Source organism: Crossiella sp. NPDC003009 (assembly GCF_053591555.1).
Genome location: NZ_JBSFUA010000028.1, coordinates 20,961 through 32,510, shown reverse-complemented (window position 1 = coordinate 32,510; position 11,550 = coordinate 20,961). Strand labels below are relative to the sequence as shown.

Annotated in this window: 11 protein-coding genes; 2 read left to right on the top strand and 9 right to left on the bottom strand. The window is 71.5% G+C overall.

Annotation, left to right across the window (positions count from 1 at the left end; all coding sequences use genetic code 11):
- Window positions 1-116 precede the first annotated feature (116 nt).
- The 7 genes from ACWDY5_RS25920 to ACWDY5_RS25890 all read right to left on the bottom strand — a co-directional run bounded on the left by ACWDY5_RS25920 (window position 117) and on the right by ACWDY5_RS25890 (window position 5,483).
- Window positions 117-908 carry an IclR family transcriptional regulator gene (locus tag ACWDY5_RS25920; RefSeq protein ID WP_449724762.1) on the bottom strand — a complete coding sequence of 264 codons (792 nt, stop codon included), beginning with the start codon at window positions 906-908 and terminating at the stop codon, window positions 117-119.
- A gap of 1 nt (window position 909) precedes the next feature.
- Window positions 910-1,851 (bottom strand): PucR family transcriptional regulator, encoded by a 942-nt coding sequence (locus ACWDY5_RS25915; protein WP_449724761.1) that lies wholly within the window; start codon window positions 1,849-1,851, stop codon window positions 910-912.
- A 483-nt stretch (window positions 1,852-2,334) separates the two neighbouring features.
- Window positions 2,335-2,943: a carbonic anhydrase gene (locus tag ACWDY5_RS25910; RefSeq protein WP_449724760.1), complete on the bottom strand. Its 609-nt coding sequence runs from the start codon at window positions 2,941-2,943 to the stop codon at window positions 2,335-2,337.
- A gap of 251 nt (window positions 2,944-3,194) precedes the next feature.
- The gene (locus ACWDY5_RS25905) at window positions 3,195-4,439 is read right to left on the bottom strand and encodes a serine hydrolase domain-containing protein (RefSeq protein WP_449724759.1); all 1,245 of its coding nucleotides are present in this window, start codon (window positions 4,437-4,439) and stop codon (window positions 3,195-3,197) included.
- 36 nt (window positions 4,440-4,475) lie between these two features.
- Window positions 4,476-4,802, bottom strand: a complete 327-nt coding sequence (locus tag ACWDY5_RS25900) for a DUF1048 domain-containing protein (RefSeq protein ID WP_449724758.1) — start codon at window positions 4,800-4,802, stop codon at window positions 4,476-4,478.
- Window position 4,803: 1 nt separating this feature from the next.
- A complete protein-coding gene (locus tag ACWDY5_RS25895; protein WP_449724757.1) occupies window positions 4,804-5,160 on the bottom strand; it encodes a DUF1048 domain-containing protein in 357 nt (118 codons plus the stop codon).
- The gene (locus ACWDY5_RS25890) at window positions 5,157-5,483 is read right to left on the bottom strand and encodes a PadR family transcriptional regulator (protein WP_449724756.1); all 327 of its coding nucleotides are present in this window, start codon (window positions 5,481-5,483) and stop codon (window positions 5,157-5,159) included. The genes ACWDY5_RS25895 and ACWDY5_RS25890 overlap by 4 nt, the downstream gene beginning before the upstream one ends.
- A gap of 165 nt (window positions 5,484-5,648) precedes the next feature.
- Here ACWDY5_RS25890 and ACWDY5_RS25885 point away from each other — a divergent pair, with 165 nt between their 5' ends.
- Window positions 5,649-6,461 (top strand): SDR family NAD(P)-dependent oxidoreductase, encoded by an 813-nt coding sequence (locus tag ACWDY5_RS25885; protein WP_449724755.1) that lies wholly within the window; start codon window positions 5,649-5,651, stop codon window positions 6,459-6,461.
- Between the two features lie 107 nt (window positions 6,462-6,568).
- Here the strand turns inward: ACWDY5_RS25885 and ACWDY5_RS25880 are convergent, their stop codons facing one another.
- Complete coding sequence (locus tag ACWDY5_RS25880; RefSeq protein WP_449724754.1) at window positions 6,569-9,289, bottom strand: VWD domain-containing protein; 2,721 nt, start codon at window positions 9,287-9,289, stop codon at window positions 6,569-6,571.
- A 163-nt stretch (window positions 9,290-9,452) separates the two neighbouring features.
- Here ACWDY5_RS25880 and ACWDY5_RS25875 point away from each other — a divergent pair, with 163 nt between their 5' ends.
- A complete protein-coding gene (locus ACWDY5_RS25875) occupies window positions 9,453-9,968 on the top strand; it encodes a hypothetical protein (RefSeq protein ID WP_449724753.1) in 516 nt (171 codons plus the stop codon).
- Between the two features lies 1 nt (window position 9,969).
- Here ACWDY5_RS25875 and ACWDY5_RS25870 read toward each other — a convergent pair whose 3' ends face one another.
- The gene (locus ACWDY5_RS25870) at window positions 9,970-11,532 is read right to left on the bottom strand and encodes a PucR family transcriptional regulator (RefSeq protein ID WP_449724752.1); all 1,563 of its coding nucleotides are present in this window, start codon (window positions 11,530-11,532) and stop codon (window positions 9,970-9,972) included.
- Window positions 11,533-11,550 lie beyond the last annotated feature (18 nt).

Genomic DNA, 11,550 nt, shown 5'->3' with positions numbered 1-11,550 from the left:
GCTCATGGGCCGGGGTGACAGCCGCGGCCATGTCCGCCGTGCCCGCGAGGATCTTAGACCGATTGGACCAGCCGGGTGGGCGGTTCGTGATGACGCGAACGGGTGCATCAACGGGACTACCGGGCGGCGGTCCGCGACAGCAGGCGCGCCAGGGTGCCGAGGTCGGCCAGCAGGCCGTCGCGCAGCCCGGTCGTCAGGCGCGCGGTCAGGAACGTGGCGCAGACCGCCATCGGGGTGTCCGCGTAGCCGGGGACAGCCACGCTCACGCAGGTCACCCCCTCGGTGTTCTCCTCGTCGTCGACGGCGTGCCCGCGCTCCCGTGTCTCGCGCAGGTCCCGGCGCAACGCCTCGAACGTGCGGTGCGACTTCGCGGTGCGCAGCGGCAGCTCGTGCACCCGGCCGAGCCGGTCCGTCAGCTCGTCCTCCGGCAGGCTCGCCAGCAGTGCCTTGCCGAGTGCGGTGACCACCGCGGGCATGCGGTGCCCGATGGCACTGGCGAGCCGGACCGGCTGGCTGCCGTCGTGGCGGGCGAGGTGCACCACCTCGGTTCCGTCGAGCACGCCCAGCAGTAGCGTCTCCCGCGCGCCGACCGGCAGGGCGCAGGCGACCCGCCGGAACTCCTCGACGAGGTCGGTGCTCGCCAGGAACGCCTGTCCCAGTTCGACGACCTTGTAGCCGAGTGCCCAGCCACCGTCCACCCGGCGGATCATGTGCGTGCCCTCGAGGGCCGAGCAGAGGTTGGCGATCGTCGACTTCGCCAGGCCCAGCGAGCGGGCCAGCCCGGCGATCCCGACCGGCCTGCCGTGCCGGGCGAGCTCCTCCAGCAGGGCGACCGCGCGGGTGACGGCCGGCGCCCTGCTCTCCACCGCGCGCAAGGATCCTGCCGCGTCCCAGGCGTTCTCGCTCATCTCACACCACGGCGTCGGCGATCAGGGCCGCGCTGAGCGCCTGCGCACCGCGGCCACTGCTCGGGTCGTGACCGGTGACCTTGGCGATGCGCCGCAGCCGGTAGTCCAGCGTGCTGCGGTGGATGAACAGGCTCCTGGCCGCCTCGTTGCGACTGAAGTCGGCCTCCTGCAAGGCGACCAGCGTCTCCCACAGCACCGGGTGGTCCCGCAGCGGCCTGATGATCTCGGCCAGCCGGGTGGTGATCGCTTCGTTTCCGATCAGCGCGTACTCCACCAGCACGTCGACGACGCGGTAGACCCCGGCGGGCCTGCGGCCGGCCACCACGAGCCGCAGCACGTCCCGCGCCTCCGCGTAGCCCTCCGCCAGCTCGGCCACCGCTCGCTTGGCCGTGGCGACCCAGCCGTCACCGGCCAGCTGCCGGGTCAGCTCGTCCAGCAGTTCGGCCTCCGTGCCCGGCACGAGCAGCACCAGGACGCCCGAGCGCCTGGTGCACAGCACCCCGCGACCGGTCAGATCCAGCGCGGCCAGTTCGGTCCGCCGCTCCGCGGGGAACCGGGCGAGCACCACCGCGTACGCGGGTGCGAGCTGGTCGAGCACCTCGCGGGGCAGCGCCGTGCCGTCGATGAGGTCAGCGGCCAGATCCCGGGGCGAGGACGTCACGACCTTGCGGCCCAGTCCTTCGACGAAGTCCTCGAGCAGCTGACCGCCGAGCTGCGCGAGCTGGGCCAGTTCGGGGTCGCCCGCGGCGGCCTCGCGCAGCAGCTCGACGAGCCCGCCGGCCCGTGCACCGGCCCACTGCTCACCGGCCGTGCGCACCCTGGCCCGGAACTCGGCGAGCCGCTGCTCCTGCTCACCGGCCACCCGCAGGGCGCGCACGGACCCGGCGTCCGCACCGCGGCCGACGTTGACGTCATGGGCTTCATGCAGGCGTGCACTTGTCATCGGTTCGACACCACTTTCCGAGATGTCCCCAGTCCCAGTGGATCACTACTGTCCGCAACCGCGATCTCCCTTTCGGAGTAGCCATGCCACCCGTTAAGGGCAGTCGGTGCGGATGGGACAAGCTTGAGAGTGAGCGATCACAACGGTCAACTCAGAGCGCCAAATACTGTGGACACATAGTGGGCGGCGGTCGCGTTGGTACGGTCGGGCGCACCCGGGGGCCGGATTGGTACGGTATGCGGCACGCCGTTCCACCAATGGAACGACACGGCCAGCCCCTGAACAGCGGAAAGCGCCAACACCCGCACCGCCCAGCTCTCCAGCCGAGCTCGCTTGGTGTTAGCGCTCACCATCCTGCCGACACGCGCTGCCGGACCGCCGGCCACCCGCGGCGCGCGGCGGCACGGCCAGGCCGCTGCGCCGGCGCCCCGCCCGGTGCGGTGGCGTTGACCTCCCGGGCGGGGTGCCGCGGTCCGCCGTGGCTCATTCGTACATGCTGACCTTGGCGGTGGCCAGGTCGTACGACGCGCCCACCACCCGCAGCTTCCCCTTGGCGATGGGTTCCGCGAAGGCCTTGTTGTCCTGGAGCGTCTTGACCACCTTGCGGATGTGCACCTCGAGCGCGGCCGCGTAGATGTCCCCGCCACGAGCCTGTGCCGCACGTGCCGCGGGCACGATGGCGGAGACCAGCCCGCCGAGCGCACCGGAGGGCGTCTTGGCCGGGTCCTTCATCGCGTCCACGGCCGCCTTCACCGCGCCACAGCTCTGGTGGCCCAGCACCATGATCAGTGGCGTGCCGAGCGCCACCACGCCGTACTCGATGGTGCCGATCGTCGGGTCGGCCAGCACGTTGCCCGCCGTCCGCGTCACGAAGACATCGCCGAAGTCCTCGTCGAAGACCGCCTCGACGGGCACCCGCGAGTCCGCGCACCCGAACACCTGGGCATAGGGGGCCTGGCCGGTGGCGTGCTGGCGGATGCCGTCGAGCGTCTGCGGGTGCAGCGCCTGGTTGGCGAGCAGCCGGTCGTTCCCGGCAAGCAGCCGCTGCAACGCGCCATCGGGAGTTTTCGGCAGTTCCTGCGCTGTCGGCATCGGCACCGTCGTGCCCGTGCCGGCACCGCTGGCACCTGAGGCGCACGAAGCCGCGGCGAGCCCCAGTCCGCCGAGCGCGAGCCCGCGCAGCAGGGTTCGCCTGGCGGTCGCAGCCTGGGGAGCATCAGAATTCGTAAGAGACATGCCGCATTGTGGACAGACGACCGGTCCGGAACTCGCCCCGACGATCGCAAGTGCGCGAACCGCGAGCGAAGTTCCGAAAATGTCGAAACCCCGGGAGTTCGCCCTCCTCAGCCGAGGCAGGACCGGACGGCGTTGACCAGGTTCGTCGCCCGCGGGTCGTCCGGCCGGTAGTTCCAGAGGTTGGTGACGTAGCCGAAGCCCACACCGGCATCGGGGTCGCCGAAGCCGATCGAGCCGCCGGAACCCGGGTGGCCAAAGGACCCTGGCCCGAGCATCGGGGCCACCGGGCTGGATCGGAAGAACCCGAGCGACATGTAGAAGGAGCGGTCGGCCGGGATGTTCAGTCCCGCGGGCAGTCCGTGCATCGGCGTCCGGTCGGTCTGCACGACCGTCGCCTGCCGGACCGTCGCCGGGTCCAGCAGCCGCACGCCGTCCACGCGGCTCACCGTGGCGGCGTACATCCGGGCCAGCGACCGCGCGTCCGCGATCCCGTTGGCGGCAGGGAACTCCGCCGCGCGCCAGGCCCGGGTGGCCGGGTAGTCGGAAGTGTTGTCCAGCGCGCCGCCGAGCTCGCCCGCGCGGGCCTGGACCGAGCCCGGCGCCCACAGTGCGGTGATCCACGCGGTGACCGTGTCCCGGTCGAGCCCGGTCAACTTGATCATCGCGTCGATGAACTCCGGCATGGTGAACGGGGCGGCGTTCTCGATCCGGGCCACCCGGTGTTCTTCCTTCTCCGGCAACCCGATCCAGGCGCTCAGCCCGAGCGGGCGCACCACCTCCTCGGCGAAGAACTTGCCCAGCGACTTGCCGGTGATGCGGCGCACGAGCTCGCCGACCAGGAACCCGTAGGTGACGCTGTGGTAGACGTGCTCGGTGCCCGGCCGCCACAACGGCTGCTGCGCTTCCAGCGCCCGGATGACCGGGTGCCAGGCGCACGCCTGCTGGAAGGTCAGCGGCCCGTCGACGATCGGCAGCCCGGCCTGGTGCGACAGCAACCAGCGCACCAGGACCTGCTCCTTGCCGTTGGCGGCGAACTCCGGCCAGTAGTCGGCCACCGGGGCGTCCAGGTCCAGCTGACCGCGTTGCACCAGCAGGTGGGCGCAGATCGCGGTCATGCCCTTGGTCGTGGAGGCAACCTGGATGACGGTGTCCTTGCGCCACAACCGGTTCGTCTTGCGATCGGCGTGGCCGCCCCACAGGTTGACCACGGGGCGGCCGCCCACGTAGACGCTGCACGCCGTGCCGATCTCACCGGGTTTTCCGTCGAAGTTCGCGCGGAACGCGTCGGCGACCTTTCCCCAGCCGTGGTCGGCACCGTTGCCGGCCTCGGGTAACCCGTCTGTTGTGTCCACAATGGAATCCTTTTCGGAGAGCTGGTTCGACGGGCGCTACTTCTTGGCCGTGCCGGGTTTTCCGCTGACGGACTCCTGATAGATGTCCGCGTAGGTGGGCGTGTCCTTGATCAGGCCGTCGCAGAAGGCGGCGACGTCGTTGCCGATGAGCTCCAGGACGCCCTTGCCCGCCGCGACGCCCTCCTCGAAGAAGTCGACGATCCCCGGCAGCAGCGGCCCGTCATGCAGGTCGACCGGTCCGACCTTGAACAGGTACCCCTGCATCTCCTGGTAGACGATCTGGTAGTCCGGCGGGAGCGCCTTGACCCGCGCCTTGTGCGCCCGCCACTGCCTCTTGCCCTCGATGATGTCCTGAATGCCCATGTCAGCCTCCCAGCCGGTTCAGTTTCCGCGCGACGTTCCGGTTCAGCTGCGCACGCCACCGGTCGCGATAGGTCCGGCGCCGTTCCTCGCCGGCCAGCGCCGCGCAGAAGCCCTCGATGTCCTCACCCAGCACCTCGCGCACGCTCTGCCCGTCGGCCGCTGTCTCTTCGAGCAGCCCCAGCGCACCGTCGACAATCGGCGTCAGGTTCCGGCCGGTGAAGTCCGAGTAGAGGGAAAGGTGTCCCTTGATCTCTACCCACGCCGCCCGGTAGTCGGCAGGCAGTGCCTCGGCCCTGGCCTCGAACGCCTTCCAGTCCCTGGTGAGATCGCTGCCGGTGATGGTCTCCCAGAAGTTCATGCCCCGCCCTCCTTGAGCTTGTCGATCCGTGATGTGATGTACTGCCATTTCGCCCAGAACGTGGCGAGCTCCGCCCGCCCCGCGTCGTTGAGCGCGTAGAACTTGCGCGGCGGGCCCTGCCCGGACGGTCGTTTTGTCACCTCGACGAGCCCGTTCTTCTCCAGCCGCAACAGGATGGTGTAAACCGTCCCCTCGACCACGTCGGCGAAACCGAGCTCGTTCAGCCGACGCGTGATGGCATACCCGTAGGTCTCCTCGCTGCCGATGATCTCCAGCACGCAACCCTCAAGCGTGCCCTTCAGCATCTCCGTCAGGTCGTCCATCGTGGGTCCTCTTCGATTCGCCTAGTACTCAGTGGCACCGAGTACTACTACAACGTATCACAGAGTACTGGCGGCTTGGCAAGCCTCGGTGCACCGCAATTCCCCACCGGCACACCGCAACCCGGCGCATGGGGTCGAGCCCGGGGTCCGTCCTAGCGTCCACTCATGACCGATGTGTTCATGGCCCGCCTGGCCGGACGTACCGCCGCCGTCACCGGCTCAAGCTCCGGCAACGGCCGCGCCATCGCCCTTGCCCTGGCCGCGGCGGGCGCCAGCGTCGTCTGCGCCGACCTCCGAAAGTCCACAAAGGACGGCGGCTACGAGACCGACGCCGACCGGGACACCGACGAGGTGATCCGGGCCGGCGGTGGGACGGCCGAGTACCTCGACGCCGACGCGAGCAAAGCCGCGGACGTGCAAGCCGTCGTCGACCGCGCGGTCCAGGCGTTCGGACGGCTCGACATCATGGTGAACAACGCGGGCATCCTGAACCCGCCGCACACCATCGTCGACGAGCTCGAAGCCGAGTTCGACCGCACCATGCTGATCAACTGCAAGAGCGTGTGGCTGGGCTGCAAGACCGCGATCACCCAGATGCGCAGGCAGGACCTCGTCGACGGCACCCGCGGCCGAATCGTCAACATCGCCTCCACCGGCGGCCTGGTCGGACTGCCACAGGCGCCCGCCTACTGCACCGCCAAGGGCGCGGTGGTGAACCTGACCCGCCAGCTCGCCGTCGACTTCTCCGCCGAGCGCATCAACATCAACGCCGTCTGCCCCGGATTCCTGCACACCGCGATGCTCCGCCCGCTCATCGACGACCCGGAACTGAACCAGCTCCTGCGCGCCAAGACCCCCTGGCCGGACCTCGGCCACGCCGAGGACGTGGCCAACGCGACCGTGTTCCTGGCCTCCGGCAACGCATCCTGGGTCAGCGGCAGCATCCTGAGCGTCGATGGCGGCTACACCGCGGCCTGATCATGAGTCCAGTCGCTGCCGGCTACAGCGCGAGCATCGCCGCGGCGACCTCAGCGGCGGCCGAGCCGGGGATCATGGTCGTGCCGCCCGCCAGGCTACCTCGCAGGTCAGTTCTCGCCGGTCAGCCGGAACGAGTACGTCCCGGTCCGCCCTTCGCTCGACCACACGGCCAGCACGTACCGCTTCCCCGGTTCCAGCCGCCCCATCCCCACCCCGTAGCACACCCCGTGCGGCGTGTGCGCCGTCAGCGACGCGCTCTCCTCCACCAGCGCCATGGCGAACTCGCACCCGGAGCCGTCGACGGGGACCAGCCGCACCTCCGCGGTGGCCTGGAAGCTGTACAGGTCAACCCGGCCCGGCACGTCCAGGGTGCCGCGCACGGTGTCGCCGATGCCGGCCGGGATGCGGCGTTCCTTGGCGGTGTTGAGGCGGAAGGCGAAGTTGCCGGTCGCCCCGTCGTCCCCGGTCACCGTCAAGGTGTACTTGCCGCCCTTGACCACCCGGTACTGGTACACGCTGGTGATGGTGAAGCCGGGTGAGTCCGGGTCGTACGGGCCCTCGAGGTTGACCTCCAGCTTGCCGCGGTCGTGCAGGTCGCCGCGCACGTCGTGCAGCCGGAACACCGTGGCATCACCCAGTTCCAGGCGGTAAGTGTGCACCGTGCCCGGCTTGTCCACCCGGCCGGAGACGGTGGAACCGTCCCGCAGCAGGCCCTGCTCACCCGGGCGCGGCCGCGGCTGCGGTCCACGGGTCATCGTCTCGGTCATCGCCGCCGCACTGCGGGCGAAGGCGGTCTGGCCGGTGAGGGCCAGGTCCAGTGTGCAGCCGTCCAGCGCCTGGCCGGCCACCCCCAGGGCGGCGCAGCGGCGTTGCGCGGCGTCCCGACGTGGCGCGGGCAGGTCGGCGACGCTGATCTCCTTGTCCGGGAAGGACCGGTCGGTGTAGTCGGCGGTGCCGCGCCCGGCCGGGTAGTCCAGCAGCGGGTCGTTCGCCCCCACCCGCCAGCGGTCGGCGAACTCGCCGTAGAGCTGGTCCCTGGACGGCTTCTCCGGCAGCGGCTTTCCGTCCTTTGTGGACAGATCATTGCCCGGATCGCCGTTGAGGTCGCCGAGCAGGCCGCTGAGCTTGCCTGCCAGCTCAGGGCGGGGGAACAGCAGGACGTGCAGGCCCCAGCGGCCGATCGGGTCGATGTCGGCCTCGGAGCCGTCGGGGAAGGTCACGGTGTGCCCCTCCTCGGTGGCCACGATCCGGCCACCGCCGGGCAGCCGCTCGTCGAGGGGGCTGATCTGCTTGCCGGTGAGCAGGATCCGCTGTGCGCCCGAGTCGGCGGCCAGGTCGAAGACCACCCGGTCCGCGCCGACGCGCAGGGCCGCCTGCTGGTTGACCGAGACGGTGCGGCTGCCGGCCAGCGGGGCCTGCCGGACCTGCACCTCCCATTGCGGGGCCCGCGCGAGCACGAACTCCCCGACCGCCTGGAAGTCGTACTCCCTGCGGTCGAAGGTGGTCAGGTGCGGGTCGCCGACGCTGCCCCCCGGCACGAGGTTGCTGCGACTGGGCCCGCCCTTGGCCGGTTTGCCGTCCTTGCCCTTGTCGCAGTCGGCCTTGATCTTCGCCGCGTCCAGTTCCTTGCCGGGCGGCAGCGGGCGGGGGCCGTAGCTGTTGCGCGGCGGCAGGCCCTGGCTGGCGCGGAACTCGTTCTCCGCCCGGACCGCCCGGACGTCCCTGATGGGCACCCGTTTGCCGGACTTGCCGGGTGTGGCCGCGGCGCACTCCCCCTCGGCGAGCTGGTTGTTCCCGCCGTCGAAGGCGTGGGTCAGCTCGTGGTAGAGCGCCGAGCACGGGTCGTAGCTCACGGTGGGATCCCCGTGCATCGGTTTGTGGTTGTCGTGGTCCCAGTAGATGGTGGCCCAGTCCGGGGTGGTGTGCGCCTTGACGTTCAGCTCGCCCTTGACCGGTTTGATCCACACCTTGAAGGGGCCGTCCAGGAAGGGCATGATCTTCGCCGGGTCGAGCGGCCCGCGCGGCGGCCCTTTGGGGTCGTTGCCGCGGAAGAGCGACAAGCAGCCCTCGGCCGTGGCCCGGAACCCGGCGTCGCCGCCGTCGACGACCTGGATGGCCGCCCGCGCCTCGCGCAGGGGCGCGAGCTGCCCGGCCACCGCTGCCAGCAGCACCAGCACCACCACCCCGGTGCGGCTGCGCCGCCGCAGCACCAGCACCACCAGCAGCGCCAGGACCAGCACGCCAACCGCGATCCCGGCGATCACCAGCCAGGACAACCCATTGCCCGCTGACCCGACCTCCAGCGCGGCGGTGGCCGGGGCGCTCGCACCGGCGCACACCGAGCCTTCGCCGGTCTCCGTTCCGGGTGGCATGCGGTAGGCGGCGGTCACCAGGTAGCGACCTGGCTGCTCCAGTGCCCAGTGCGAGCCGAGGCCGCCCGCGGGAACCGGGCTGACCGCGGCCAGCGCGGCGTCCGCGGCCAGCGGGAAGGACAGGCTCTGCCCGGGTGCCACCGGCCGGGCGGCGGCGGCGAGCATCGCGTCGAACCCGGCGTGGTACGCGGTCTGGATGAACTCCGGCTCGACCGGCTGCCCGTCCCGGGTCACCGACAGCACCTCGACCGTGCCCGCCGCGGTGGCGGCCAGCGTGCACGGCCGGTCGCCCCGGTTGGTGACGGTCATGGTCAGCCCATCCGGCCCGCGGATGTCGTCCCGCTGCTGGATCGACACCTCGATCGGCGTCTCCGCCGCCGCGGCAGCAGTGGTCGCGGCCAGGCTGAACCCGGCCAGCAGCACTCCCAGCAGCGCGGCGCGCATCGTCCTCCCCATGATCAGCACCCTAGGCTGGTACCGGCCACGGTGAACGGCGTTGCCCCCGAGAACGCCCGTGCGGGCAGTCAGGCGCCCGCCTTGCTCCGTATCGTGCCGGCTACGGGGGTGGGGCCGGACGTCCCCTGGCGCGGCCACCGGGGGGCACGGGCAGGATGGTGGCATGGAATCGCAGCGGACAGAGGAGCGCGTGCGCGCCTGCCTGGCGGAGTTGACGCCCTCCTTCGGCCCTCCGGTGGTGCTCACCCCGCTGACCGTGGTGCCCTCCACCGAGGTGGTCAGCAGCGGACATGGTCTGCGGCGCAAGGTGGGCATGGGGTTCACGGTCGCGCTCGGCTTCGTGGAAAGTCTGTTCGGCGGCGCCAGCGACATGGCCGACGAGAGTCGCCACACGCCGCCGGCCGGGTTCATCCACACCGACGCCGGCCGGTTCGTCGGCTTCGACGAGGAGATCGACCAGCTGGACCGGTGGGTGGTCAGCGACGGTGTCGCGGTGGCGGTGGTGGAGGAGGACGGCGAGGACTTCACCGTGTGCTGGCGCAGTGGGGCCGATTCCGGGCCTGCGGCCGAGGACGTCGGCGGCGATGTGCCCTACCTGGGACTCACCTTCGCCGACGGCTCCCAGGTGGGACTGCGGATGACGGCGGAGGAGCGCGCGACGGTGCTGGCCGCCCTCTGAGTCACCAGCCGGGCTGGTCGCCGAGCCGCAACCGCAGCCACAGCACCAGGCGCTGGTCCGGGTCGGCGAGGTCGAAGCCGAAGATCTGCTCGGCGCGGGACAGCCGGTACCGCACCGTGTTCGGGTGCACGGACAGCCGGTAGGCGGCGGTCGAGACATCGCTGTTGGCGTCCAGGTAGGCGAGGATGGTGGCCGCGTAGGTCGTGCCGTGCTCGAGGTCGTGGGCGCGGATCGCCGGTCCGAGCCGGTGGCGCAGCAGCTCGTGCCCGGCCAGGGTCTGGGCGAGTGCGGACAGCGCCGCGCCGGCCCACACCTCCTCGAGCGTGGCCACCTGGCAGGGTTCCGGCTCACCGGGCCGGTCGGCGAGTGCGCGCAGGACCAGGTCCGCGTCGGCGCGTGAGCTCGCGATCGAGCCCAGCCCCGGCGCCAGCGAGCCGAGCGCGGCCAGGATCGGCACCCGCAACGCGCCGTGGGCTCGCCTGGCGATGTCGGCGAGCAGCTCGCGGTGCGCGTCCGGCAGCAGCACGTAGACCGTGCCGTCGATCAGCGCGCAGCCGTGCCAGCCGTAGTGCGCTTCGCAGTGCAGGCTCACCAGGTCGGCCAGGCGGGTGGCCGCGTGTGCCGAGGCGACGACGAACGCGGCCACCGCGACGGGCCGGTTCGGGTCGAGGCCGAGCTGCGGGGCCACCTCGGTGACGCTGTTCGGGTCGGCGAGCAGCCGCCGCAACAGGCCGGCACGGCGATGCCGGGCAGCGTCGACCGCGGTGCGGGCGGCGAGCAGGTGCAGCGAGACGATGTCGGCCACCTCGGCGAGTGCCTGTTCGGCAGCGGAGTCCAGGCAGCCCTCGGCGTCGACGACCCAGACCGACCCCAGTTGCTCCCCGCCCGCGCGCACCGCGACCCCGAGCCGCGGCAAACCGCCTGACACGGCTGGGAACCGGCGGATGCGCCCGACTCGGGCCAGCGCGCGGTACTGCTCGTCGTAGTCCGGGCCCGCCGGCACCTGGCGGCCGAGGATGCCCTGACGGCGGCCCTCGTCGATGGCCTGGCCGGGCACGGTCGAGTACGCCAGGATGCGCCGCTGCGGATCCTCGATCACGGTGGCGCCGCCCACCATCGCCGCGATCGCGTTGGCCAGGGCGAACAGGTCGCCGCCGCCAGGGGCGAAGCCGGCCTGCCCGGAGTGCGCCGTGGCGGCGAGGGCCGAGGAGAGCATGGCGTCCAGGTGGTGCCAGGCCACGGTCTCGTCGGCGGCGAGCAGCACGACACCGCAGCGCCGCGCGGCTTGCACCAGTTCGGCGACCGGCTCGCCGAAGCTCTTCACCACCAGGCAGGCGAGTCCGGCCCCGGCAACGGAATCCACGAGCTCCTGCGCCTCTGCCGTCCCGACACCGACGGCGAGCAGGATCGCGTCCCGCACCGGTGGCAGCGGGGCGCGCGGCTCGAAGATCAGCACGCCCGAGACCGGCACCGGCCGCTCGGGCAACGCGGTCAGCGGCCGCAGGAGCGACCGGCCCAGCGCGTCGAGGACCTGGCTGAGCTCGGGTAGGGCGGTGTCGAGCATCCTCACCTCTTTGGCCAG